General features: G+C 64.8%; 24 protein-coding genes. 22 read left to right on the top strand and 2 right to left on the bottom strand.

Annotated features, from left to right (window positions below):
• Window positions 1-2: 2 nt before the first annotated feature.
• Window positions 3-635, bottom strand: coding sequence for an MSMEG_1061 family FMN-dependent PPOX-type flavoprotein (locus tag JLZ96_RS02925; RefSeq protein WP_045841949.1), 633 nt, complete (start codon window positions 633-635; stop codon window positions 3-5).
• A 97-nt stretch (window positions 636-732) separates the two neighbouring features.
• Here JLZ96_RS02925 and ftsY point away from each other — a divergent pair, with 97 nt between their 5' ends.
• From ftsY to trmD, 12 genes are all read left to right on the top strand, one after another.
• Window positions 733-2,109 carry a signal recognition particle-docking protein FtsY gene (ftsY, locus tag JLZ96_RS02920; protein WP_027496679.1) on the top strand — a complete coding sequence of 459 codons (1,377 nt, stop codon included), beginning with the start codon at window positions 733-735 and terminating at the stop codon, window positions 2,107-2,109.
• A gap of 186 nt (window positions 2,110-2,295) precedes the next feature.
• Window positions 2,296-3,600 (top strand): ammonium transporter, encoded by a 1,305-nt coding sequence (locus JLZ96_RS02915; protein WP_370878683.1) that lies wholly within the window; start codon window positions 2,296-2,298, stop codon window positions 3,598-3,600.
• A gap of 72 nt (window positions 3,601-3,672) precedes the next feature.
• On the top strand, window positions 3,673-4,011 hold the full coding sequence (locus JLZ96_RS02910) for a P-II family nitrogen regulator (protein ID WP_019664269.1): 339 nt from the start codon (window positions 3,673-3,675) through the stop codon (window positions 4,009-4,011).
• Entirely contained in the window at window positions 4,001-6,532 is a 2,532-nt protein-coding gene (locus JLZ96_RS02905) for a [protein-PII] uridylyltransferase (protein WP_027496681.1), read from the top strand. The genes JLZ96_RS02910 and JLZ96_RS02905 overlap by 11 nt, the downstream gene beginning before the upstream one ends.
• A gap of 202 nt (window positions 6,533-6,734) precedes the next feature.
• A complete protein-coding gene (locus JLZ96_RS02900; protein ID WP_094717600.1) occupies window positions 6,735-7,694 on the top strand; it encodes a M23 family metallopeptidase in 960 nt (319 codons plus the stop codon).
• Between the two features lie 153 nt (window positions 7,695-7,847).
• Window positions 7,848-9,407 (top strand): signal recognition particle protein, encoded by a 1,560-nt coding sequence (ffh, locus tag JLZ96_RS02895; protein ID WP_032366589.1) that lies wholly within the window; start codon window positions 7,848-7,850, stop codon window positions 9,405-9,407.
• A gap of 11 nt (window positions 9,408-9,418) precedes the next feature.
• Entirely contained in the window at window positions 9,419-10,537 is a 1,119-nt protein-coding gene (locus JLZ96_RS02890; RefSeq protein WP_201009477.1) for an amidohydrolase family protein, read from the top strand.
• Complete coding sequence (locus JLZ96_RS02885; protein WP_201009476.1) at window positions 10,530-11,405, top strand: CPBP family intramembrane glutamic endopeptidase; 876 nt, start codon at window positions 10,530-10,532, stop codon at window positions 11,403-11,405. Before JLZ96_RS02890 ends, JLZ96_RS02885 begins: the two co-directional genes overlap by 8 nt.
• A 171-nt stretch (window positions 11,406-11,576) precedes the next feature.
• Window positions 11,577-12,056, top strand: coding sequence for a 30S ribosomal protein S16 (rpsP, locus tag JLZ96_RS02880; protein ID WP_032366399.1), 480 nt, complete (start codon window positions 11,577-11,579; stop codon window positions 12,054-12,056).
• Window positions 12,053-12,295: an RNA-binding protein gene (locus JLZ96_RS02875; RefSeq protein ID WP_027496687.1), complete on the top strand. Its 243-nt coding sequence runs from the start codon at window positions 12,053-12,055 to the stop codon at window positions 12,293-12,295. The genes rpsP and JLZ96_RS02875 overlap by 4 nt, the downstream gene beginning before the upstream one ends.
• Window positions 12,296-12,310: 15 nt before the next feature.
• A complete protein-coding gene (gene rimM / locus JLZ96_RS02870) occupies window positions 12,311-12,850 on the top strand; it encodes a ribosome maturation factor RimM (protein WP_027496688.1) in 540 nt (179 codons plus the stop codon).
• 3 nt (window positions 12,851-12,853) lie between these two features.
• Window positions 12,854-13,534 carry a tRNA (guanosine(37)-N1)-methyltransferase TrmD gene (trmD, locus tag JLZ96_RS02865; protein WP_032391540.1) on the top strand — a complete coding sequence of 227 codons (681 nt, stop codon included), beginning with the start codon at window positions 12,854-12,856 and terminating at the stop codon, window positions 13,532-13,534.
• A gap of 5 nt (window positions 13,535-13,539) precedes the next feature.
• Here the strand turns inward: trmD and JLZ96_RS02860 are convergent, their stop codons facing one another.
• The gene (locus tag JLZ96_RS02860; RefSeq protein ID WP_236253818.1) at window positions 13,540-14,496 is read right to left on the bottom strand and encodes a class A beta-lactamase-related serine hydrolase; all 957 of its coding nucleotides are present in this window, start codon (window positions 14,494-14,496) and stop codon (window positions 13,540-13,542) included.
• Window positions 14,497-14,564: 68 nt separating this feature from the next.
• On the opposite strand from JLZ96_RS02860, the gene JLZ96_RS02855 reads away from it, so the two are divergent.
• The 10 genes from JLZ96_RS02855 (at window position 14,565) to dprA (ending at window position 24,512) form a co-directional block, all read left to right on the top strand.
• A complete protein-coding gene (locus tag JLZ96_RS02855) occupies window positions 14,565-16,916 on the top strand; it encodes a Tex family protein (RefSeq protein ID WP_201009475.1) in 2,352 nt (783 codons plus the stop codon).
• Between the two features lie 107 nt (window positions 16,917-17,023).
• On the top strand, window positions 17,024-17,887 hold the full coding sequence (locus tag JLZ96_RS02850) for a hypothetical protein (protein WP_374758022.1): 864 nt from the start codon (window positions 17,024-17,026) through the stop codon (window positions 17,885-17,887).
• A gap of 133 nt (window positions 17,888-18,020) precedes the next feature.
• Window positions 18,021-18,362, top strand: a complete 342-nt coding sequence (gene rplS / locus JLZ96_RS02845) for a 50S ribosomal protein L19 (RefSeq protein WP_027496692.1) — start codon at window positions 18,021-18,023, stop codon at window positions 18,360-18,362.
• Window positions 18,363-18,546: 184 nt separating this feature from the next.
• Window positions 18,547-19,338 (top strand): signal peptidase I, encoded by a 792-nt coding sequence (gene lepB, locus JLZ96_RS02840; RefSeq protein ID WP_094663035.1) that lies wholly within the window; start codon window positions 18,547-18,549, stop codon window positions 19,336-19,338.
• Complete coding sequence (locus JLZ96_RS02835; RefSeq protein WP_080729283.1) at window positions 19,335-20,096, top strand: ribonuclease HII; 762 nt, start codon at window positions 19,335-19,337, stop codon at window positions 20,094-20,096. Before lepB ends, JLZ96_RS02835 begins: the two co-directional genes overlap by 4 nt.
• Window positions 20,097-20,133: 37 nt before the next feature.
• The gene (locus JLZ96_RS02830; protein WP_008717288.1) at window positions 20,134-20,439 is read left to right on the top strand and encodes a DUF2469 domain-containing protein; all 306 of its coding nucleotides are present in this window, start codon (window positions 20,134-20,136) and stop codon (window positions 20,437-20,439) included.
• Between the two features lie 397 nt (window positions 20,440-20,836).
• Window positions 20,837-21,181: an Lsr2 family protein gene (locus JLZ96_RS02825; RefSeq protein WP_027496695.1), complete on the top strand. Its 345-nt coding sequence runs from the start codon at window positions 20,837-20,839 to the stop codon at window positions 21,179-21,181.
• Between the two features lie 351 nt (window positions 21,182-21,532).
• Window positions 21,533-21,889: a YraN family protein gene (locus tag JLZ96_RS02820; RefSeq protein WP_027496696.1), complete on the top strand. Its 357-nt coding sequence runs from the start codon at window positions 21,533-21,535 to the stop codon at window positions 21,887-21,889.
• Window positions 21,889-23,394 carry a YifB family Mg chelatase-like AAA ATPase gene (locus JLZ96_RS02815; RefSeq protein WP_201009474.1) on the top strand — a complete coding sequence of 502 codons (1,506 nt, stop codon included), beginning with the start codon at window positions 21,889-21,891 and terminating at the stop codon, window positions 23,392-23,394. Before JLZ96_RS02820 ends, JLZ96_RS02815 begins: the two co-directional genes overlap by 1 nt.
• A complete protein-coding gene (gene dprA / locus JLZ96_RS02810; protein WP_201009473.1) occupies window positions 23,391-24,512 on the top strand; it encodes a DNA-processing protein DprA in 1,122 nt (373 codons plus the stop codon). The genes JLZ96_RS02815 and dprA overlap by 4 nt, the downstream gene beginning before the upstream one ends.
• Window positions 24,513-24,538: the final 26 nt, after the last annotated feature.

The raw sequence follows: 24,538 nt of genomic DNA, 5'->3' as shown, positions 1-24,538 counted from the left end.
CGCTACTTCTCGGGGTAGAGCTGCTCGGCGTAGGAGGGCCCGTAGTACTCGCGGAGTTCTTCCACCGTTTCGGGTGCCTGCGGAATCAACGCTTTCGTCAAGGACGCGACATCGGGAATGGAGTCCGCATCCCACGTGTCCGGCTGCCACAACTTGGACCGCATGAATGCCTTGGCGCAGTGGTGGAACACCTGCTCGATGTCGACGACGAGGCACATGATGGGTCGGTGGCCCTTGACCTGTAGTTCGTCGAAGAACGGTGCGTCGGTCACCAGCGACGCGCGACCGTTGATGCGCAGGGTGTCGCCGCGCCCCGGCACGAAGAAGTTCAGGCCGACGAACGGATTCTCGAGAATGTTGCGGTAGCCGTCCATTCGACGATTACCGGGCCGTTCGGCCAGTGCGATCGTGGCCTCGTCGATGACGTGGACCAGGCTGCCAGGCGGATCACCCTTGGGGGAGACGTCGCACCGCCCGCTCGCGTCCGAGGTTCCCATCAGGCAGAAAGGCGAGGCCGCGAGCCATTGCGCGTCGAGCGGATGCAGGGTCCGGCGATCCTTGTTGGCCGCCCGAAAGCTGGGTTCGCCGAACATGGCGGTCAGTTGGTCGGCGTCGCGCACCGTGGTCCACGTCATGGCGACGATGCTATCGACACGACCCGGACGGCGGACAGTCCATTTCGGCGATGCACCACCGATGCGTTCGGTCGTGACAACCTGAGAGGATGGTCACGTGAGTAATCAAGCGTGGATCATCGTCGCGGCGATCGCTGCCGTCCTGCTCGTCGTCCTCGTCGTCGGGTTCGTTCTGTCCCGTCGCCGGAGAGTGTCCCTCAAGTCGGACGAGGCCGCCCGAATCGAGGACGCGGCCACCAAGGACAGATCCGGTGGCTACACCGCGGGCAGCGGTTTCTCGTTCAGTCAGGGCACTGCGACCGCCGAGCCCGTCCCGCCTGCCCCGAAGCCCGTCCCGCCTGCCCCGAAGCCTGTCGAGACCTTCCCGGTCGAGCCGACGCCGGTGCCACCCACCCACACTCGGGACGAGCCGGAGGTCCTCGACCCCGAGGTTCCGGTCGTCGAGCCTCAGGTGCCGGTTGTCGAGCCAGCCGAGCCGGCCGAGCCCACCGCGCCTGCGGTGCCGGAACCCGCCCCGGACGCCGAGGCGCCTGCTCCTCGACTGGACACCATCGATCCGACCGAAGGTCGGTTGGACCGTCTACGTGGACGTCTGGCTCGTTCCCAGTCCGCGGTGGGCAAGTCCCTGCTCGGATTGCTCGGCGGCGGAGACCTGGACGAGGACTCCTGGGAAGAAGTCGAGGACACGCTGCTGATCGCCGACATCGGCTCGGCCACGACGACGGAGATCATGCGCACGCTGCGCGAGCAGATGGCAGCTCGCAGTATTCGTACCGAAGCCGATGCGCGAGCCCTGCTGCGGGAAATTCTGGTGGCGCAACTGCATCCGGAGTTCGATCGTTCGATTCGCGCGCTTCCGCACGACGGCGCGCCTGCGGTGTTGTTGGTCGTCGGAGTCAACGGCACCGGCAAGACCACGACCACCGGCAAGCTCGCCCGTGTCCTGGTCGCGGACGGCCGACGAGTGCTCCTCGGTGCGGCCGACACGTTCCGCGCTGCTGCCGCGGATCAGCTGCAGACCTGGGCCGAGCGAGTCGGTGCCGAAGTGGTGCGCGGAAAGGAAGCTGCCGACCCGGCCGCCGTTGCCTTCGACGCGGTGAGCAAGGGAATCGAGAACGGAGTCGACGTGGTGCTGGTCGACACCGCAGGTCGCCTGCACACGAAGTCCGGTCTGATGGACGAGCTGAGCAAGGTCAAGCGCGTCATCGAGAAGCGGGCCCACGTCGACGACGTGCTGCTCGTTCTGGATGCGACGGTCGGCCAGAACGGACTGACTCAGGCGCGCGTCTTCGCCGAGATCGTGGACATCACCGGTGTCGTGCTGACCAAGCTCGACGGAACCGCGAAGGGCGGCATCGTTTTTCAGGTACAGCGGGAACTCGGGGTACCCGTCAAGCTCGTCGGTCTCGGCGAAGGTGCCGACGATCTGGCTCCGTTCGAGCCAGGGGCGTTCGTCGACGCACTGCTCGGTTGATCGACCTCGCCGGGCTCCCGCGAACCGGGTAAAAAGCACAAACGCCAGCACGAAACCTTTTAGCAACAGAATTCGGTCATGCGTTCACATGCCCGAAACACCCGAGTGTCACGGATGAAACTTCGTGAAACCACTCTTCTTGCGTAACGGCGCGCCAACCGGTGTGCAGGAGAATGGAGGGTGTACGTGAGTCCCGAGGATATGTTGGCCAACTCCGGCAACGCCGCGTGGATGCTGATGGCAGCATCGCTGGTACTGCTGATGACGCCGGGCTTGGCGTTCTTCTACGGCGGTATGTCGCAGTCGAAGTCCGTGTTGAACATGATGATGATGTCGTTCGGAGCCATGGCCGTCGTCTCGATCATCTACTTCTTGTGGGGATGGTCGATGTCCTACGGCACCCAGGACATCGGCGGTGTCTTCGCCAACCCGTTCGAGTTCTTCGGACTCAAGGATTCGATCACCGACGCGGACGGCAACTACATCGCCGGCGCGTGGGGTTACGCCAACGTCATCGACGTGGCGTTCCAGGTCACGTTCGCCATCATCACGGTCGCCCTGATCAGCGGCTCGATCGCCGGTCGAGTCAAGTACGGCACCTGGCTCGCCTTCGCCGGAATCTGGGTCACCCTCGCGTACTTCCCGCTGGCCCACATGGTCTGGGGCGGCGGACTGCTCTCGGGTTCCGAGAAGGGCTTGGCTGCAAAGATTTTCGGAACGATGGTCAACGACGACGGTGACACCGTCGCCAACGTCGCACCGATCGACTTCGCCGGTGGAACCGTCGTGCACATCAACGCCGGTATCGCCGGCCTGATCCTGGCGATCATCATCGGCAAGCGAGCCGGATTCGGCAAGGTCGCCTACCGTCCGCACAACCTCCCGTTCGTCATGCTCGGCGCAGCGCTGCTGTGGTTCGGCTGGTTCGGATTCAACGCCGGATCGGCATTCGCCGCCGACGGTATCGCCGGTGTGGCCTGGGTCAACACCACCGCAGCCACCGCTGCGGCCATCGCGGGCTGGCTGATCACCGAGCGCATCCGCGACGGACACGCAACCAGCCTCGGTGCCGCATCGGGCATCGTCGCAGGTCTGGTCGCCATCACCCCGGCCGCCGGCGCGCTCACCCCGGTCGGAGCCATGATCCTCGGCGTCATCGCCGGCGTGCTGTCGGCTCTCGCCGTCGGACTGAAGTTCAAGTTCGGCTACGACGACTCGCTCGACGTCGTCGGCGTCCACCTGGTCGCAGGCCTGTGGGGCACCATCGGAATCGGCTTCCTCGGATCCGAGACCGGCCTGTTCTACGGTGGTGACTACAAGCAGCTCGTCGTGCAGATCGTCATCGCGTTGTTCGCATTGGTCTTCACCGCAATCGTGACCGCGGTCATCGCCTTCGCTCTGAAGCCGCTGGGCTGGCGCGTGACGGACGAGGAAGAGGCGAACGGCATCGACGAGGCCGAGCACGCCGAGACTGCATATGATTTCGCCTGACAAGGTAGAGATAGAGATGAACGCTGCACCGTACGACAACGGGCACTCGAGGTCTTGTGAAGGGAAGCAAAAATGAAGCTGATCACGGCAATCGTCAAACCGTTCACCCTGGAGGACGTCAAGACGGGGCTGGAACAGGCCGGCGTGCTCGGAATGACCGTCAGTGAGGTTCAGGGCTACGGCCGCCAGAAGGGCCACACCGAGGTGTACCGAGGTGCGGAGTACTCGGTCGATTTCGTTCCGAAGGTGCGTGTCGAGGTAGTCGTCGACGACGCCGCAGTGGAGAAGGTCGTCGAGGTCATCGTCGAAGCAGCCCGCACCGGCAAGATCGGTGACGGCAAAGTGTGGGTTTCCCCGGTGGATTCGGTCATCCGAGTCCGTACCGGAGAACGTGGCGCCGATGCGCTCTGACCCCACAGGGTCTCGGTCCGGGGGCCCCGGTTCTGGCGCACGCGCGCCAGAACCGGGGCCTTCGGTCTCTACGGGCTCCGCATCGAAGGGCACGAGCGATGCAGCTGCGGATCTCGCTCGGGCCAGAAAGCAACTGCTCGACGGCGGCACCCGCAACCGCCGCCTCGATGCGCCCTCGCTCAGGCAGGCGCTCGTCGATCTTCACGAGTTCTGGCTGACCACCAAGGGCGCAGAACTGGGCGTGAAGCCGGATTCCGGTTTCGCGATAGTTGCAGTAGGAGGTCTGGCGCGTCGCGAACTGCTGCCGTACTCCGACCTGGACTTGATTCTGTTGCACGACGATCTCGACCCCCGCATCGTGGCCGACGTCGCCGACAAGCTTTGGTATCCGTTGTGGGACGCCCACATCAAGCTCGATCACAGTGTGCGGACGGTGCCGCAGGCCCTGCAGGTTGCCGCGGCGGACATGACCGCAGCACTCGGAATGCTCGAAGCACGCCACATCGCCGGTGACGTGGAATTGAGCAACCTGTTGATCGGTGGCATACGTCGGCAGTGGCGCACCGGAATTCGCGGTCGCTTCGACGAGCTGATCGGCCAGACTCAGGGGCGCTGGGCACGAAGCGGCGAGATCGCACACCGTGCCGAACCCGACCTCAAGAGCGGCCGCGGCGGGCTGCGCGACGTGCAACTGCTCGACGCCCTCTCGATTGCTCAGTTGACCGATGGCATGCCCGGGTTGGGACCCGAATCACCGGGCGGCGGTTTGGCATTCGCGCACGGGCGACTTCTCGACGTGCGTACCGAACTGCACCGGGTGGCCGGTCGTGCCCGAGATCAGCTGCGTGCGCAGGACGCCGACGAGATCGGTGCTGCGCTTCGCATCGGCGATCGGTTCGATCTCGCTCGTGTGCTCAGCGATTCGGCACGCACCATCAGCTACTCGGTCGATGTGGGTTTGCGTACCGCCGGCAATTCGCTTCCGCGACGCGGTCTTTCGCGTCTACGTCGCGTACCCGTTCGCCGTCCGCTGGACGAGGGAGTCGTCGAGCACGCGGGCGAGGTGGTGCTGGCACGCGATGCACGACCGAACAAGGATCCGGGTTTGATCATGCGGGTTGCGGCAGCGTCGGCTCAGACCGGCATGCCGATGTCTGCCTCCACACTCAACCGTCTGTCCGACAGCGCCCCCGAACTCCGTGAGCCGTGGCCCAAGGAAGCACTCAACGATCTGTTGGTGCTGCTGGGATCCGGCCGCAAGGCCATCGCGGCCATCGAGGCGCTCGATCGAACCGGATTGTGGGGCAGGCTGATTCCGGAATGGGGTGCGGTTCGAGATCTGCCGCCTCGAGATGCGGTGCACACCTGGACGGTGGATCGACACCTGGTCGAAACTGCCGCGTACGCAAGTGCATTGACCACACGCGTCGCTCGTCCCGATCTGCTGGTGCTCGGCGCGCTCGTCCACGACATCGGAAAGGGACGCGGCGGCGACCACAGCGTCGTCGGTGCCGATCTCGCCGTTCAGATCGGTAACCGGCTCGGCTTGTGGCCCTCCGACGTGGCCCTGCTGACGGCAATGGTCCGCTATCACCTTTTGCTGCCGGAGACTGCCACCCGGCGCGATCTGGACGACCCGGCAACCGTGCAGACCGTCGTGGATGCGCTCGGTGCGGACACCGTTCTGCTGGAGCTTCTGCATGCACTCGCCGAGGCGGACTCTCTCGCGACCGGACCCGGAGTGTGGGGGGACTGGAAGGCGTCGCTGATCCGTGAACTCGTTCGTCGTTGTCGGCTGGTGATGGCGGGAGAGACTCTGCCGTCGCCGGATCCGCTCGACCCGGCGCACATCGAGTTGGCCTCGCGCGGGGGAGTGCACGTCGACATCACGCCCACCGACGGTCTGCACACCTTCGTCGTGACCGTGGTTGCACCCGATACTCCGGGACTGCTGTCCGACGCGGCCGGAGTGCTGGCACTGCATTCGTTGCGGGTGCTGTCGGCCTCGCTCGGCAGTCACGACGGTTCGGCGATCAACTCGTTCGATGTCGCACCGTTGTTCGGTGCTCCACCGCAGGCGGGGTTGATTCGGCAGGAGATCATCCGTGCGCAGGCGGGCGAGCTCGACCTGGTCGCCGTGCTCGACGCGAAGGAACGAGACGCCCGCGTCGAGACCTCGGACGAGGACGGCGAGGATTCGGCTGTGCCGGTCCTGTACGCCCAGGCTCCGCCTCGGGTGCTGTGGTTCGACGACAACGAACCGGGTCAGGTCGTGCTCGAACTGCGAGCCGAGGACCGCCTCGGCCTGCTGTGTCGATTGGCGAGCGCAATCGAGCAGCAGGGATTCGATATTCGCTGGGCGCGGGTATCGACGCTGGGTAGTTCTGTGGTCGATTCCTTCTGCATCGACTTGGCCGGTGCGGACAGTCGGGCTGTGCGCGAGGATCTCGAACGCGCGCTCCTCGCCGTCGTGCCATCGCCGGAACCGCCCAAACCCCCGGAAAAGCCCGAGGGCACTTGACCGTTGGTCGGAAGTTCGTCGGAAACCGACATGCCGTGGTGACATTTCACGAACTTCCGGCCGATGGGTTTACCCCCGAGACCGATTTGTTATGTTCGTCACCTGACGCAGCAGGCCCTTCGGGCCGAACTGCCGGCTCCGCTGCTCGAGCGTCTCGTCGTTCCTGCAGGCTCCAATTCTGACATTTCGAGAGGCGCGCACTGTGGGATCACACCGACGGTCGAACATCTACGTACCGGCCGAGACGGCATCGGGGACGCCCGGTGGCAAGCATCGCGCCGCGGAGGAAGTTCAGGACACCGGCAGGCGTGCGGCCACCATCGTCGCCGCAACCGGTGCCATCGTCGTCGGCGCGACCACCATGGGCGCGGGCACCGCAGGCGCGGCACCCGTCCCGGAACCGCCCGCGGCCGGATTCCCCTTCGCCGTCCCGGAGGGTTTGCTGCCTGCCGGATTCGAGCTGCCCCAGTTCGTACCACCGCAGTTCGTGCCACCGCAGTTCGAGTTGCCGCAGTTCGCGCCGCCTTTCGGTGCGCCGCCGCAGGCCGCACCGGACTTGGCTCCGGCCCCACAGACCGATCTTTCGGCAGTCCCGTCGGACGCCGCGACACAGGCACCGACTCCGGGGCCGCTCGCCGCTCTCGGCCCCGAGGTGGACGCCGCGGCCCAGCAGTGGCTCGACGACGTCGGACTCGGTGGAACGGGTGCCGGGCCGGCGTCGCCGCTCGAGAGTTTGCGTTCGTTGAAGAAGGCGACGGTCCAGCCCGTCGCCGGAGTGTTGACGTCGAACTTCGGTTCGCGGTGGGGCACTCAGCACAGCGGACTGGACATCGCCGCCCCGATCGGCACGCCCATCTACGCTGCAGCCGACGGCACGGTGTCCGATGCGGGACCGGCGTCCGGGTTCGGACTCTGGGTCAAGGTTCTGCACGACGACGGCACCGAGACCATCTACGGACACGTCAACGACTTCTCGGTGCAGCCCGGTCAGCGGGTCACAGCCGGAGAACAGATCGCAACTGTGGGCAATCGCGGTCAGTCGACCGGCCCGCACCTGCATTTCGAGGTGCACGATCCCGCCGGCGTCAAAGTCGATCCCGCACAGTGGCTCTCCACCCGCGGCGTCGCTGTGACGTGGAGTGATTCGGCAAGCAAGGCCTGACCGGTCGCACCGCACCGAACGGACTCACTGCCCGACGCCCTGAGCGAGGATAAGGTGGGCTGGCGTTAGTCTGGTGACAACGCCGGACTCGGTCTGGTGACAGTGCCGGACTCGGCTCGTTTTCGGTGATCGGCTAGCTCAGGAGTGCAATCGGTGTTCGAATCCCTTTCCGACAGGTTGACCGGGACTCTCAAGGACCTGCGTGGCAAAGGTCGACTGTCCGGTGCGGATATCGACGCCACAGCCCGCGAGATCCGACTGGCCCTGCTCGAGGCCGACGTGGCGTTGCCCGTCGTGCGGGAGTTCATCAACCGCATCAAGGTCCGCGCCAAGGGTGCCGAAGTATCGGGCGCACTCAACCCGGCTCAGCAGGTCGTCAAGATCGTCAACGAGGAACTGGTCGGCATCCTCGGCGGCGAAACACGCAGACTGGTGTTCGCCAAGAACCCGCCCACCGTCATCATGCTGGCCGGCCTGCAGGGTTCCGGTAAGACGACCTTGGCGGGCAAGCTCGCCAAGTGGCTCAAGGGTCAGGGTCACACCCCGCTTCTCGTCGCCTGTGACCTGCAACGTCCCGGTGCCGTCAGCCAGCTCCAGATCGTCGGCGAACGGGCAGGCGCGGCAGTCTTCGCCCCGCATCCGGGCACGTCCATCGGCGGTGGCGAGAACGCGCTCGGCGTGTCGGCCGCGGACCCGGTCGAGGTGGCCCGCGCCGGAGTGGCCGAGGCTCGCAGCAAGCAGTACGACGTGGTCATCGTCGACACCGCAGGCCGTCTCGGTATCGACACCGAGCTGATGAGCCAGGCCGCCGGGATTCGCGACGCGGTCGAGCCGGACGAAACCTTGTTCGTTCTCGACGCCATGGTCGGCCAGGACGCCGTCAGCACCGCCGAGGCGTTCCGCGACGGAGTCGGCTTCACCGGCGTCGTGCTGACCAAGCTCGACGGCGATGCCCGCGGCGGCGCAGCACTGAGCGTGCGCGAGGTGACCGGGCAGCCCATCATGTTCGCGTCGACCGGCGAGAAGCTCGAAGATTTCGACGTCTTCCACCCCGACCGCATGGCCAGTCGCATCCTCGGCATGGGCGACGTGCTCAGCCTCATCGAGCAGGCCGAGCAGCACTTCGACGCCGAGCAGGCCGAGGCCACCGCCAACAAGATCGGCTCCGGCCAGCTCACGCTCGACGACTTCCTCGAGCAGATGATGGCCGTTCGCAAGATGGGGCCCATCGGAAATCTGTTGGGAATGTTGCCCGGCGCGGGCCAGATGAAAGAACTGGCCAATGTCGACGAGAAGCAACTCGACCGGGTGCAGGCGATCATTCGCGGCATGACGCCGCAGGAGCGCACCGATCCGAAGATCATCAATGCCTCTCGACGACTGCGGATCGCGAACGGCTCGGGCGTGAAGGTCTCCGACGTCAACCAATTGGTCGATCGGTTCTTCGAGGCACGCAAGATGATGTCGGCGATGGCCGGTCGGATGGGCATGCCGGGTGCGCGAAAGCAGGTGCGCAACAACAAGAAGGGCAAGAAAGGCAAGAAGGGTGCTCGCGGGCCCACACAGCCGAAGATCCGCGGCGGGTTCCCCGGAATGCCGGGTGGAATGCCTGCCGGAATGCCCGACCTGTCGTCGATGCCCAAGGGCCTCGATCAATTGCCGCCGGGACTCGAGGGAATCGATCTCTCGCAGCTGAAGCTGCCGAAGAAGTAAGCGGGCCTGCGGTGTCGGCATTGCGGGTGCGGGGACGCGGGCTGCCGGACGAGTCCCCGATCGACCTATGGATCGACGGGGGCGTCCTGTCCACGGAGCCCATCGCCGATGCCGACTTCATCCACGACGGCGGGTGGATCCTGCCCGGGCTCGTCGACGCGCACTGTCATGTCGGCATCGAGTACGGCGGAGGACACACCGACCTGGCCGGGTCGATTGCGCAGGCCGAGACCGAACGAGGCGTCGGGGCTCTGCTGCTGCGTGACGCGGGATCTCCGGTCGACACGCGGGCGTTGGACGACCACGACGATCTCCCGCGCATCATCAGGGCGGGGCGGCACATCGCCTCCCCGAAGCGATACATCCCTGGCCTGGCGATCGACATCGAGGACGAATCACAACTTCCCGAGGCGGTCGCGCAACAAGCGCGATTCGGCGACGGGTGGGTCAAGCTCGTCGGTGACTGGATCGACCGCTCGGTGGGAGACCTCCGGCCTCTCTGGGACGACGCGATCCTCGTCGACGCCATTGCCGCGGCCCATGCGGAAGGGGCACGCGTCACCGCGCACGTCTTCGGGGAAGACGCGCTCCCCGGACTGATCGCGGCAGGCATCGACTGCATCGAACACGGCACCGGCCTGACCGACGAGACCATCGAGATGATGGTCCAGCACGGGACAGCGTTGGTGCCGACGTTGATCAACATCGAGACCTTTCCCGGCATCGCGGACTCGGCCACCCGCTACCCGGTCTACGCCCGGCACATGCGCACGTTGCATGCGCGAGTCGGCGATACCGTCGGCCGTGCCCACGACGCAAGTATCCCGATCTTCGCCGGAACCGACGCCGGCGGATCCATCGCGCACGGCCGCATCGCCGACGAGGTGGACGCTCTGGGACGCGTCGGATTGTCACCGACCGACGCGCTCGGTGCTGCTTGCTGGGACGCCAGGTCGTGGCTGGGGCGAGGCGGGCTCGAGCACGGTGCGCCCGCCGATCTCGTCGTGTACTCCGACGACCCGCGCGGGGGAGCGGACGTGTTGTCCAACCCCGAGCTGGTGATTCTGCGCGGCCGCGTGACCGATCGTCGCGGACGCGCCGCGAGTGGATCGGGATTCGGCGATGGTTGATCCGCGGCAAGGCCCGGACCGATTCGATGCCGACCAGTTCGGCCGCACACCAGGAGGCGCGGGGGAATTCGACGTGAACCGGCCCAGCTGGGCGGGAATGGCACCGATGAATCACGTGCAACAGCAGGGCTCGGGACTGTCCGAGACATACTGGCGTGCCGAAGCAGCGGCCGCGGAGCGCAGACCCGGCCAACGGTGGGGACTGCCGGCGGCCGCCCTCGTGCTCGGCCTCAATCTTGCCGGGTTTGTGCTCCTCGGCCTGGTCGTGTCCTCGGAGTCCTCGCCGCTGTTCGTCGTGGGGATCATGATCCCGAGCGTGCTCGCCGCAGGACTGGCGGTGGCGGTCACGATGTCGAGGGGCAACGGCCCCGTCGTCGACTTCGGGCTCCCGAGATCCGTTCACGAACTCGTCGGTCATATCCGATCGGGTCTGGCCTGGGGTGGAGTCGCCCTGATCGGTGGAGTGCTGCTCGCACTCGTGCTGCTCTCGCGTATCGATTTTCAGGATCAGGCACCGCTGGGCGGTATGTCAGACATCGCCGTGGGGTGGAAAGTCGTTTTCGCCGTGTGGATTTGGATCGGCGCACCGATCTGCGAAGAAACGATGTTCCGCGGCATGTTGTGGGGAGCTCTCGAAAAACGCACTCGGCCCATGCCGATGGCGTGGCTGGGCGACCGCTGGGTGGTACTGGTGATCACGGCGGTGATGTTCGCGATCTGGCACCGAGAATGGTGGCGCTTCGTCGTCCTGCTGTGGGGAGGACTCGCCATCGGCATCGCGAGAATGAGAAGTGGCTCGATCGTCGCGTCGACCACGGCTCACTCTGTCAACAACACCTTTCCGGCTTTGGTGATTCTGCTGGCCTGACCGGGCGATTGAGGGTATCGGGTGGTCGTCTGGCAGAATGGACCGCTGTTCGCCCGTCTCCGGTTACGTACCGCGCGGCGGTCACGACAACTCCAACGCAAAACCGGGTTCGCATGCCGTGCGAACCGCTGAATTGCGCAGTGACCACTCCTCGAAAGGCTTCACCAGAACATGGCCGTCAAGATCAAGCTCATGCGTATCGGCAAGATCCGCACCCCGCATTACCGCGTCGTCATTTCCGACGCCCGCACCCGCCGTAACGGCCGTGCAATCGAGACCATCGGGACGTACGAGCCCAAGCAGGACCCCAGCGTCATCGAGATCAACTCCGAGCGTGCGCAGTACTGGCTGGGCGTCGGCGCGCAGCCGACCGAGCCCGTCGAGGCACTGCTGAAGATCACCGGCGACTGGCAGAAGTTCAAGGGCCTGCCCGGCACCGAGGGCACCCTCCGCGTCGCCGAGCCCAAGCCGTCGAAGCTCGACCTCTTCAACGCTGCGCTGGCGCAGGCGGATTCCGAGCCCCAGGGCGAGGCCACCACCGCCAAGAAGAAGAAGGCACCGAAGTCGGACGATTCCGCTGCCGCGGAGACCACCGACGCTGCAGCAACCGAGACGGCAGACGCGCCGGCCGCCGAGGCTGCTGAGAAGTGAGTGCCGTTGTCGCCGATGCCGTCGAACATCTCGTTCGCGGCATCGTCGCCAATCCCGATGACGTTCGCGTCGAGATGATCACCGGCCGTCGTGGTCGCACCGTGGAAGTTCACGTGCACCCCGACGACCTGGGCAAGGTCATCGGACGCGGTGGTCGCACCGCTACGGCGCTGCGCACTCTCGTCTCCGGAATCGGTGGTCGCGGCATCCGTGTCGACGTCGTCGACACGGACCAATAGGTCACGTAACCCATCATGGAGCTGGTCATCGGTCGTGTCGCCAAGTCGCACGGCATCAAAGGTGAAGTGGTTGTCGAGGTTCGCACCGACGACCCCGACGACAGATTCGCCGTCGGCACTGTTCTGCGTGGCCGCAAGCCACGATCGAATGCACAGCCCGTGACACACACGGTGGACGCCGTCCGGGAACACTCCGGGCGGCTTCTGCTGCGTCTGAACGGTATCGACGACAAGACCGCAGCGGACGAACTGCGCGGAATTCTCTTCGTCGTCGAATCGACCGATCTCCCGCCGTCCGACGATCCGGACGAGTTCTACGATCACGAACTCGAAGGCCTCACCGTGGTACTCACCGACGGTTCGGTCGTCGGTACCGTCCGCGAGGTCCTGCACTCGGCAGCAGGCGAACTGCTGTCCATCACGCCGAGTGCTGACGAGGAATCCGGTCGTTCCGAGATACTCGTACCCTTCGTCTCGGCCATCGTGACCTCTGTGTCGTTGGCAGACAAGACAATCGAGATCGATCCGCCCGAGGGCTTGCTGGATCCGGAGTAGTTCGTGCGCCTCGACGTCGTCACCATCTTCCCGGAATACCTCACCCCACTGCGTACTGCTCTGCTCGGTAAGGCGATCGATCGCGGGCTGGTATCGGTGGGGGTTCACGACCTGCGCTCCTGGACCCACGATGTGCACAAGGCCGTCGACGATTCCCCGTACGGCGGCGGGCCGGGAATGGTCATGAAGCCGACCGTCTGGGGTGACGCACTCGACCACGTGCTGACCGACGAGTCGCTCCTCGTCGTCCCCACTCCCGCAGGCGTGCCGTTCACGCAACGCACTGCCGAAAGATGGTCCACCGAACAGCATCTCGTGTTCGCGTGCGGTCGCTACGAAGGCATCGATCAACGCGTGTTCGACGACGCCGCACGCCGCGTTCGGGTCGAGGAAGTCAGCATCGGAGACTACGTTCTCATCGGCGGCGAGGCGGCAGTACTGGTCATGGCCGAGGCCGTCGTCAGATTGATGCCGGGCGTACTCGGCAATCAGCAGTCGCACCAAGAGGATTCGTTCTCCGATGGGCTGCTGGAGGGTCCGAGTTACACCCGGCCGGCCCGATGGCGAGAACTCGACGTCCCCGAGATTCTGTTGTCCGGCGACCACGCGAAGATCGCCGCCTGGCGTCGAGAACAATCTCTGCGCAGAACAGCGGACCGACGCCCGGATCTACTGACGGACTGACGTTTTCAGCTGATTCTGCCGTCGGGGAACAACATCGACACGAAGCCGGTCAGGGTGTCCCGTGCGTGCAGTGCGCTGGCGTCGTCGCTCACGTCGACGACGGCTGTGTCCGGGTAACTTTCCATGTCGTCGGCGTAGAAGATGTCTTCACGGGACGACAGGGCCAGTATGTAGCGATTGTCCGCGCCGATGGTTCCCGTCGACAGATGGACCCACCGATCGGACACGCAGCACATCCAGCCCTGCTTGACTGCATGCACGGTCTCGCCCGGTAAGCCGTCGACGATCCCGAAGTGTTGCTTGTAGCCGTCGGCAGCTACGGGGGCCGAGCGTCGCAGCATTCCGATGATGATGTCGGTCGACGCGGTGGTCAGACCGCCGCTGCCGTTCAGCAGCCCGGCGTAGTAGCCGACCAGGTCGCTGGGAGTCGTTTCCGTGTTGTACCACTGGTCGTCGCCGGGAGCGTCGGTGTTCCTCAGGGCATATCGCGCCGCGACTGCGCGGACGATCTCGGACGAACCGTATCGATACCAGAGCGTGTATGCGGCATTGTCGTCGGAGAATTCGAGCATGCTGGTCATCGTGGCCAGCTCGTCGGCGGAAACGGGGCGGTTCTGCGACTGCGCCTCGAACATCACCTCGTCGGCAATGAAGAGCTTGGAGACCGACGCCGTCTCGATCGGCTCGTCGGCATCGCTGCTGTAGTAGGAACCGGTCTCTCGATCCAGCAACGCGAAGTTCACATCGGCACCGCGGGCTCGCGCCGATTCCACCGCCATCGGAATACGCGCTTCCAAGGCCACGCCGTCGACCTTCTGGATATCCGGGAACGGCGATGCCGATGTCTCGGCCGAATCCCTGCCACCGGGATCGCCGGCTTGATCATCGGGCGGTACGGAGCACGCGCTCAGGACCAACAGTGCGGCGCAGGTGGCGGTCAGTAACCGAGCCCCCCTGACCATCTACAGAACTCTCCCGCACATAGAACCGCTGACCGACCTGTCCCACACTAGCGGTAGGGTCCATCGCCGTGACCACTGCTCTGAAATCTGTGAACAAGCGCATAGCCGAAGAACTCGATGTTCGCGAAGAACAGGTTCGTGCCGCTGTAGAACTCCTCGACGGCGGGTCCACGGTCCCGTTCATCGCGCGCTACCGCAAGGAGGTCACCGGCACACTCGACGACGCGCAATTGCGCCAACTCGACGAGCGACTTCGATACCTCCGAGAACTCGACGAGCGGCGAGATGCCGTCATCGAATCGATTCGTTCGCAGGGCAAACTCGACGACGCGCTCGAACAGTCGCTGATGCTGGCCGAGACCAAGGCCCGCGTCGAGGACATCTACCTGCCGTTCAAGCCCAAGCGTCGGACGAAGGCACAGATTGCGCGGGAGGCCGGCCACGAACCCGTCGCAGACGCCCTGTTCACCGATCCGTCCACCGACCCGGCGCAGTTCGATCAGGAGCAGCTCGACGGGGCACGAGCAATTCTCGTCGAGCGTTTCGCCGAGGATGCCGACCTGGTGGGTGAGCTGCGTGAACTGATGTGGACCTCCGGCAAGCTGGTCGCCACCGTGCGCAAGGGAAAAGAGGAGGAAGGCGCGAAATTCTCGGACTACTTCGAGTTCTCCGAACCGTTCACGAGCCTGCCCTCGCATCGCATCCTCGCGACGCTACGCGGTGAGAAGGAAGAGATTCTGTCCCTCGGGTTCGAACCCGAGCGGGACGAGCCGACTCCCGGTGTGCCCAGTGTCTACGAGGGGCGTATCGCCACCAAGTTCGGAATCGCAGATCGCGGCCGCCCGGCCGACAAGTGGCTGCTCGATACCGTTCGCTGGGCATGGCGCACCAAGATGCTGGTCACCGTCTCACTCGATACGCGCATGAGACTGCGCCAGTCGGCCGAGAAAGACGCCGTGGACGTGTTCGCGAGCAACCTCAAAGACCTCTTGTTGGCCGCACCCGCCGGAAACCGCACCACGATGGGACTCGACCCCGGCTTTCGCACCGGAACCAAGGTGGCGATCGTCGACGCCACCGGCAAGGTCGTCGACTACGACACGATCTATCCCCATAAGCCGCAGGGCAAGTGGGACCAGGCGGTGGCCACACTCGCCGGGCTCGCGGCCAAGCACAAGGTGGAGCTCATCGCCATCGGAAACGGTACGGCGTCACGCGAAACCGATTCTCTGGCAGCAGAATTGATTGCAAAATTCCCGGCGGCGAATTTGACCAAGGTGGTGGTGTCCGAGGCGGGTGCCTCGGTCTACTCGGCATCGGCGTACGCCTCGAGTGAGCTGCCCGAACTCGACGTCTCCATCCGCGGCGCGGTCTCGATCGCTCGCAGGCTGCAGGATCCGTTGGCCGAGCTGGTCAAGATCGACCCCAAGTCCATCGGTGTCGGCCAGTACCAGCACGACATCTCCGAAACTCTGCTCGCCCGTTCTCTCGGGGCCGTGGTCGAGGATGCGGTGAACGCGGTGGGTGTCGACGTCAACACAGCGTCGGTGCCCTTGCTGTCGAGGGTCTCCGGTATCGCCGGTTCGCTCGCCGAGAGCATCGTGGCGCACCGCGACCAGAACGGTCCGTTCGCCAGCCGCAGCACCCTCAAGGACGTACCGCGCTTGGGTCCCAAGGCTTTCGAGCAGTGCGCCGGGTTCCTGCGCATCTCCGGGGGAGAGGATCCACTCGACCGCTCCAGCGTGCACCCGGAGGCCTATCCCGTCGTGCGCCGCATAGTCGGCAAGGCAGGCGTGGGCGTGCGCGAGGTGGTCGGCAACACCGCACTCCTGCGCCGCCTCGACCCCGCCGAATTCGTCGACGAACGATTCGGGTTGCCCACCGTCACCGACATCATCTCCGAGCTGGAGAAGCCTGGACGCGACCCGCGTCCGGAGTTCAAGACCGCTACCTTCGCAGCCGGTATCGAGAAGGTCGCCGACCTGAAGCCGGGGATGACGCTCGAAGGTGTCGTGACCAACGTGGCGGCGTTCGGTGCTTTCGTCGACGTCGGCGTGCATCAGGACGGACTCGTTCACGTCTCTGCGATGTCGCACAACTTCGTCAAGGACCCGCGTGAGGTCGTCAAATCCGGCGATGTGGTGCGGGTCAAGGTGATGGAGGTCGACATCCCACGTCAGCGCATCGGCCTGAGTCTGCGGTTGGACGACGAACCCGGTGCCAGCGGTGGCAAGGACGCACCTCGTGGGCAGCAGGGTGACCGCGCCCGCGGTACGTCCTCGAGCAAGGGCAACGGCCGTCAGAGCAATGGCGGCCAGGGCAACCGCCCGCAACGCGACCGACGCGGCGGTGGCCCCGCAGCGACACCTGCGGCAGGTTCCATGGCCGACGCGTTGCGCAAAGCGGGCTTCGGGAAGTAGCGCTCGGACTTTCCCGGTCGATGCAGACCCCGGCGGCGACGAACGAGAATAGGCTGATTCGGCGATAGCCGTTGTTTCGGGCGTGCGGCGGGAAGGACGTGGAGCGCGTGAGGTGGTTGGAGCACGGTGTCGTCGAGCACGGCCGCCTTCCGTTGCTCTGCTTCCTGCTCGGCCTACTCGCGGGATTTCTGCTGATTCGCCTGAGCGTCAGAATGATTCGCGCGGATGTGAAGTGGTGGCCTGGCAACATCACCCCTGGCGGTCAGCACATTCACCATGTCGTGTTCGGAATCGTGCTGATGCTGTTGGCGGGGATCGGGCTCATCGCGGTGTACGTGGACGGGTCGCAGACCATCGGTGCCGTGCTGGCGGCGATCTTCGGCAGCGGTGCTGCCCTCGTGCTCGACGAATTCGCACTCATCTTCTATCTCCGCGACGTCTACTGGTCCGAGCAGGGCCGAACATCCGTCGATGCGGTATTCGCAGCCGTCGCCTTCACCGGGTTCCTGCTACTGGGACTTCACCCGTTGGAGTTGCTCAGCCCCGCCGATTTCCGGGCCGATCCCGATCCCTGGGTTCGCGGAACACTCGGTGTGCTGGCACTGCTCAACCTGAGTCTGTGCGTCGTCGTGCTGCTCAAGGGCAAGATCTGGACCGGGCTGATCGGGCTGTTCGTTCTGCCCATCCTCATTCTGGCCGCGGTCCGACTCAGCAGGCCGAGTGCACCCTGGGCGAGGTGGCGCTACACGAGCAGACCGAAGAAGATGGAGCGTGCGCTGCGGCGAGAGAAGAAGTGGCGCAGGCCGTTGATACGGGCCAAGATCTACCTGCAGGATGCGATCGCGGGCAAGCCCAGCATTGTTCACGCGGTCGAGGCCACCGAGGACGAGCTCGCGCGGACCGTCGTGCCTGCACCCCAGGCCGGAACCGTGGCCCAGTCCTCGGTCGGGGCGATTTCCTCGAACGCCTGACGGTCTGGCACAATAGGCGGGTTGCCTCTCGCGAGGCACACACCTCACTCGGAGTACGAACCAGTTGTGCCGCCCCGGTGGCGAGCCGCTCGGTTCCTCTGCTCAAGCGCAGAACGCAAGGATGGCACAACCGATGAACACCCTGGACTTTCTCGACAATCAGTCGCTGCGTAGCGACATCCCCGATTTCCGCCCCGGCGACACGCTGAACGTGCACGTCAAGGTTATCGAAGGCTCGAAAGAGCGTATTCAGATCTTCAAGGGCGTCGTGATTCGACGTCAGGGCGGTGGCGTCCGAGAGACGTTCACCGTTCGTAAGGTGTCGTTCGGCGTCGGCGTGGAGCGCACTTTTCCGGTGCACAGCCCCAACATCGCGCAGTTCGAGGTCCTCACTCGCGGCGACGTTCGTCGCGCGAAGCTGTACTACCTCCGCGATCTGCGTGGCAAGGCCGCCAAGATCAAAGAAAAGCGCTGACTCGGTCGTATTGACCGCTTCGAGCAGCAACCATGCCGCGTCACCGAACATCGGTGACGCGGCATGGTGCGTTGGAGCCACCGCCCTGATGTTTCGGACGCACCGGTACGAGCGATGCTCGGTGAAAACGCCGCAGGCGCGGACCGACCGGCCCGCGGGCGACGGTTCCGGCTAACCTGTCCAGGTGACGCAGTCCCCACAGGATCCGACCCCACAGGGTTCGACGAACGAGCCCGACGACGAGTCTCCCCGGAACAAGCGTGCGGATCGCAAGCAGCGGTCCTTCTGGCGCGAACTTCCCATCCTCATTCTGGTAGCTCTCGTGCTGAGTTTTCTGCTTCAGACGTTCGTCGCCCGGGTCTATCTCATCCCATCCGAATCCATGGAACCGACACTGCACGGCTGCGCCGGCTGCACCGGGGACCGCATCGTCGTGGAGAAGATCGGCTATCGATTCGGCGATCCGAAGCCCGGCGATATCGTCGTGTTCCGCGGCCCCGATTCCTGGAACGACGAATTCGTCTCGCAGCGCTCCGACAATTCGGTCATCCGCGGGGCCCAGGAAGTGGGCTCTTTGATCGGAGTCGTCGCTCCGGACGAGAACGATCTGGTCAAACGCGTCATTGCCACCGGCGGTCAGACGGTCGAGTGCTGTGACGCTCAGGGACGGGTGCTCGTGGACGGAAAGCCGTTGGACGAGCCGTACATACAGATGGATTTCCCGTTCGTTCCGGACACGATGACGTGCGAGACCGAATTGAAGTCGGGCCGGTGCTTCGACCCTGTCACGGTGCCCGAGGGCAACATCTGGGTCATGGGCGACAATCGCAGCAATTCGCGAGACTCGCGGTATCACGTCACCGACGAGTTCACCGGCACCGTTCCGCTGGACAACGTGATAGGCAAGGCCGTGGCCATCGCGTTGCCGCCATCGCGAACCGGCCTCCTGGACTCGCCGGACATTCAGGGTCGATGACGGCCCGTCCTCGTCCCGCGCCTCGTGCGCGCGCATCTCTGAGCCGCTCGTCGTGGCCGCCTCGTCCCATCATCAGGAGGGCGGCGGGGCTGCGGACCATGGAATCGGCACTCGAACGCAACGGGCTCGGTCCGGTTGCGGGTGTCGACGAAGCAGGCAGGGGAGCCTGCGCGGGGCCGTTGACGGTCGCGGCGTGCATCCTGGGTTCTCGGTCGCACACTGCCCTCGCGGACCTCGACGATTCCAAGAAGCTGACCGAGCGTCGCCGGGAGGAGCTCTTTCCCCGGATCAAGAAATTGGCACTCGCGTGGAGTGTGGTGTTCGTCGACGCGGCCGAGGTCGACCGAATCGGGGTGCACGTGGCGAACATCGAGGGAATGCGCCGCGCGGTGGCGGGCCTGGGCCTTACTCCCGGGTATGTCCTCACCGACGGCTTTCGGGTTCCCGGACTTCCGGTGCCGTCTCTACCCGTCATCGGAGGGGACGCCACAGCTGCCTGCATCGCTGCGGCCAGTGTCCTGGCCAAGGTGTCCAGAGACCGGTTGATGGTGCAGATGGACACCGACATTCCCGGTTACGGATTCGCCGTGCACAAGGGGTACAGCACACGTGCGCATTCGACCGCGATGACCACGCTCGGCCCGAGCCGAGAGCATCGAATGTCCTATGCCAACGTGGCTGCCGCGGCAGCCGGTCGCTCGCGTAGCGAGGTCGACGCACTGGGGCGAATGGACTGCACCGACGACGGTGCGCCATGATTGAATTTCACGCCCGACTGGAGGATGAAAGAGACCGATGAGTGCCGAAGATCTCGAAAAGTACGAAACCGAGATGGAGCTCTCGCTGTACCGCGAGTATCGGGACATCGTCGGACAGTTCAACTATGTCGTCGAAACCGAGCGTCGTTTCTATCTCGCGAACTCCGTCGAACTCATTCCGCACAATGCCGACGGTGAGATCTACTTCGAATTGCGGATGTCGGACTCGTGGGTATGGGACATGTACCGACCGGCTCGTTTCGTCAAGCACGTGCGGGTGATCACGTTCAAGGACGTCAACATCGAAGAGCTGGACAAACCTGATCTGCGTCTCCCCGAATAGTCGGTTCCGGGTCGAATCGGCAGGTGTGCCCGGTGCCTGACGGGTGCACCTGGACGGTTCCGCTCGGCGGATTCCCCGTGTGAAGTGTTCCGAAGCGCACCGATCAGCGAAAAGCTGGACAACCGACCGAATAATTCCGCGTGTGCTGTTTCGGGCTGAGGCCCGTTGCCGGGTTACGTCGAGCGCGGGAGAATCGTCGAAATGTGAACGCCGAATTCTGTTGTCTCGCATAGTGTTTCGATTTAATGAAGCAAATAGCTTCCGGTATTCACACGTTTTCGTACCGAATGTTTTCGACCCTACGCCGATGTGAACATCGTTGGGTCTTTGCCTCGGTCCGATAATCGGTGGTAGAACTTGAATTACCACATTCTCCCAGACGCGTAAGAGGTACGAGATGGCACGCAAGACGCTTGTCCAGATGATCGACGATGTCGACGGTTCGGTAATCAAAGAAGGCCAGGGGGAGTCGATCGAATTCGGTATCGGTGGAAACCAGTACCGCATCGACTTGAATCTCAAGCATGCGAACGAACTGCACGAGCAGCTGGCTTTCTGGATCGAGCACGCCGAGAAGATTTCCGGTCGCCGCCCCCGTAAGACCGGTGCCGCGCCTGCACCGGCTCGAGGAAAGGTCGATCTGCAGGACATCAGAGCGTGGGCTCGCGAGAACGGCCACGAGGTCAGCGCCCGAGGTCGGATCAGCCAGGAAGTTCAGGCCGCCTACGAGGCTGCGCACTGACCGCCTCCCAGCCTTGATATGCCCGCTGTCTTCGGTCAGCGGTAGTTCGGTCATCGAATTCGATTACCGATTCCGTGCTTCAGCTCCGTCCGTGCAGTAATCCGGACGGAGCTTTTGCACGTTCGAACCATTTGTCGGGCGATCGACAGGGCATGCACGCCGGTAAGCACACAGGTACGACAAAACAGGTGTTTCGGCCCTGCGATTCGACGGTTCTCTCCACAGGATTGCGCGTGTCCACAGGGCAATGCGGCACCTGCACTTTCTCGGAATCACCTCCTTTCGGTCGTGTCACCGTCATGGCGACCGGATCCGGCCGTGCTGTGCGGCCGCAGAGTGGAGGAATTCGACATGCCGACCAATCAAGAACTCGGGGCCCGCGGTGAGGACCTTGCTGCACGCCATCTCGAGCACATCGGCCTGGAGGTGATCGAGCGGAATTGGCGGCATCGTTCGGGGGAGCTCGACATCATTGCGCGCGAGGGCGAGACGATGGTGTTCGTCGAAGTGAAAACGCGTTCGGGAATCGGTTACGGAACGCCGGCGGAAGCGGTGACGTACACCAAGCAGACTCGGATCAGAGGATTGGCGTTGCAGTGGCTTTCGCTTCGCGGAGGGCCGTGGGTGCACATCCGATTCGACGTGATCGCCATCGTGATCGGTCGCGGTGACGACCCTGTTCTCACTCACGTCAGGGCGGCGTTCTGATGCCCCTGGGGCGAGCCCATTCGGTGGCGGTCAACGGCGTCGACGGAGTGTTGGTGGAGATCGAAGCCGATATCGGTCAGGGTCTTCCGGGGACCCATCTGGTGGGACTGCCCGATACCGCGCTGAACGAATCGCGTGATCGTGTCAAGGCCGCGGTGAAGAATTCGGGTGGTACCTGGCCGGACAGTCGAGTGATTCTCGCGTTGTCTCCGGCGACGTTGCCCAAGGGTGGCTCGGTGTACGACCTGGCGTTGGCATTGTCGGTCCTCGACGCCGCCAAGGCCATTCCGCGGGGAAGCCTGTCGGAGACGGTGTTTCTGGGTGAGTTGGCTTTGGACGGCAGGTTGCGTGCGGTCCGCGGGGTACTGCCCGGAGTGCTCGCGGTGAAGGCGGCGGGGTGGCAGCGGGTGGTGGTGCCGAGTCGGTGTCTGCCAGAAGCGGGTCTGGTGGACGGTATCGAGGTGTTGGGTGCCGATTGCCTGGCGGATGTCGTTGCGTGGCTTCGTGGTGAGCAGGCGCTGGAATCGCCCACCCCGACCGACTGGCATCAGGAGAGCTATCCGGATCTCAGTGACGTTGCCGGTCAGGCAGATGCCCGATGGGCGTTGGAGGTCGCTGCGGCCGGTGCGCATCACATCATGTTGACCGGTCCACCGGGAATCGGGAAAACGATGCTTGCGCAACGTCTTCCGGGGATACTCCCGCCGCTCACCGAGTCCGAGGCGCTGGAGGTGACCGCGATCCATTCGGTGGCGGGGCTGCTGACGAGTGCGCGGCCGCTGATCACATCGCCGCCGTTCATCGCGCCACACCATTCGACGTCGGTGAGCGCGTTGGTCGGCGGAGGTACCGGTATGGCCAAGCCCGGCGCAGTCAGTCGCGCGCATCGCGGAGTTCTGTTTCTCGACGAATGCGCCGAGATGAGCATCCGGGTACTCGAAGCGTTGCGAACCCCACTCGAAGACGGTGAAATTCGGATTGCGCGTCGCGACGGGGTGGCCCGGTACCCGGCGAGGTTCCAACTCGTCCTGGCGGCCAATCCGTGTCCGTGCGCACCGGCGCGGCAGGCCGACTGCGTGTGCGCGCCCACTGCTCGCCGCAAGTACTTGGGAAAACTGTCCGGACCGCTCCTCGACCGGGTCGATCTCCGAATTCAGATGATGGGAGTCGCGACCGGGGCGCTGGTCGACGACGTCGGAGAAGGAACGGCCGACATCCGCGCACGGGTGACGGGAGCACGAGATGCCGCGACCCATCGTTGGTCGGAGTTCGGGTGGAGGACCAATGCGGAAGTGCCCGGACCCGCACTGCGTCAACGGTTTCGGCTCGCTCGGTCGACGCTGGCACCGATCGAGCGGGCATTGCGCAACGGATCGCTGACCGCGCGCGGCGCCGATCGTGCGATACGGGTGGCGTGGACTCTGAACGATCTCGCCGGCGGCGCCGTGCCCGGTGCAGACGAGGTCGGTGCCGCACTGGATTTTCGAGACAGGGGAGTGGCATGACCTATGACGCACGTCGGCTGGCGTGGGCGTATCTGTCTCGGGTGGCACAGGGTCCGCATCGCACGGTGACGGACCATGCCGCTGCCCACGGCCCCGAGGCCACCGCCGCAGCCGTACGCGCCGGACGCTTGGGTGAGCGACTGGCAGCACGGGCTCATGTCGACACTGCAGCAGCAGATCTGGACCACATGGCCGCTCTCGGTGGACGGCTGATCACCCCTGACGACCATGAGTGGCCTGCGTGGCGTTTTCTCGGCTTCGATGGGTCCGGCCTCACCGCGGGTGTCGACACGTCGCCGCCGATCGCACTGTGGGCGTTGGGAAACCGGTCTGTCGGAGCAGACACCGAACGATCGGTGTCGATAGTCGGAACCCGAGCGTCGAGTCCGTACGGCGACCACGTCACTGCCGAGATCTCCGCCGATCTGGCGCTGGACGGCTGGACCGTTGTATCGGGAGCTGCGTTCGGTATCGATGCGGCAGCGCACCGCGCGGCGCTCGGAGTCGAGGGGACGACAATGGCGGTGCTCGCCTGCGGCGTCGACCGGGCATACCCGGCGGGACACTCCCGACTGTTGCGTCAGATCGCCTCGAGCGGTGTCGTTCTCAGTGAATACGCGCCGGGCACCACTCCGGCCAAGCACCGGTTCCTGGCGCGCAACCGGTTGGTGGCGGCACTCGGATCGGCGGTGGTGGTCGTCGAGGCGGGATGGCGGAGCGGGGCGCGCAACACCGCGGCGTGGGCGGCGAAACTGGGCCGCCCCGTTCTTGCGGTGCCGGGGCCCGTCACCTCTCCGACGTCGAAGGGATGCCATCGCATGATTCGTGAGGGTGAGGCCGTTCTGGTGTCGAGCTCGCACGATGTGGTGGCCGAGGCCGGGGCGCTCGGCTCGCCGGAGGAACCCCGTCCCGATCTGTTCCGGGAAATAGATGCGCTGTCCGAGACCGCACTGTTGATCTACGACGCGCTGCCTGCCACGGGAGCGTTGTCCACCCGTGAACTGTCGGAGAGTTCCGGGGTTCCGTTGTCGAAGGTCCGTGCCGCGCTACCGGTGATGGAGATGGACGGCTTCGTGAGCAACGACGAGACCGGGTGGGCTCGGGTGGTGCGCGGCTGAGGTGACGGCCCTACCGAGGCCCGGTG

Origin of the sequence: Rhodococcus sp. NKCM2511 (assembly GCF_014905595.1) — a bacterium.
Taxonomy (GTDB): Bacteria; Actinomycetota; Actinomycetes; order Mycobacteriales; family Mycobacteriaceae; genus Rhodococcoides; species Rhodococcoides fascians.
The sequence above is the reverse complement of the archived record's forward strand: the minus strand, read 5'-3'. Positions and strand labels throughout refer to the sequence as shown.

What these genes read in the sequence shown, in the direction of transcription:
- JLZ96_RS02925 (WP_045841949.1), bottom strand. Translation starts at nt 635, where the DNA reads ATGACGTGGACCACGGTGCGCGACGCCGACCAACTGACCGCCATGTTC.
- JLZ96_RS02910 (WP_019664269.1), top strand. Translation starts at nt 3,673, where the DNA reads ATGAAGCTGATCACGGCAATCGTCAAACCGTTCACCCTGGAGGACGTC.
- JLZ96_RS02905 (WP_027496681.1), top strand. Translation starts at nt 4,001, where the DNA reads ATGCGCTCTGACCCCACAGGGTCTCGGTCCGGGGGCCCCGGTTCTGGC.
- JLZ96_RS02885 (WP_201009476.1), top strand. Translation starts at nt 10,530, where the DNA reads ATGGTTGATCCGCGGCAAGGCCCGGACCGATTCGATGCCGACCAGTTC.
- rpsP (WP_032366399.1), top strand. Translation starts at nt 11,577, where the DNA reads ATGGCCGTCAAGATCAAGCTCATGCGTATCGGCAAGATCCGCACCCCG.
- rimM (WP_027496688.1), top strand. Translation starts at nt 12,311, where the DNA reads ATGGAGCTGGTCATCGGTCGTGTCGCCAAGTCGCACGGCATCAAAGGT.
- JLZ96_RS02860 (WP_236253818.1), bottom strand. Translation starts at nt 14,496, where the DNA reads ATGGTCAGGGGGGCTCGGTTACTGACCGCCACCTGCGCCGCACTGTTG.
- rplS (WP_027496692.1), top strand. Translation starts at nt 18,021, where the DNA reads ATGAACACCCTGGACTTTCTCGACAATCAGTCGCTGCGTAGCGACATC.
- JLZ96_RS02835 (WP_080729283.1), top strand. Translation starts at nt 19,335, where the DNA reads ATGACGGCCCGTCCTCGTCCCGCGCCTCGTGCGCGCGCATCTCTGAGC.
- JLZ96_RS02830 (WP_008717288.1), top strand. Translation starts at nt 20,134, where the DNA reads ATGAGTGCCGAAGATCTCGAAAAGTACGAAACCGAGATGGAGCTCTCG.
- JLZ96_RS02825 (WP_027496695.1), top strand. Translation starts at nt 20,837, where the DNA reads ATGGCACGCAAGACGCTTGTCCAGATGATCGACGATGTCGACGGTTCG.
- JLZ96_RS02820 (WP_027496696.1), top strand. Translation starts at nt 21,533, where the DNA reads ATGCCGACCAATCAAGAACTCGGGGCCCGCGGTGAGGACCTTGCTGCA.
- JLZ96_RS02815 (WP_201009474.1), top strand. Translation starts at nt 21,889, where the DNA reads ATGCCCCTGGGGCGAGCCCATTCGGTGGCGGTCAACGGCGTCGACGGA.
- dprA (WP_201009473.1), top strand. Translation starts at nt 23,391, where the DNA reads ATGACCTATGACGCACGTCGGCTGGCGTGGGCGTATCTGTCTCGGGTG.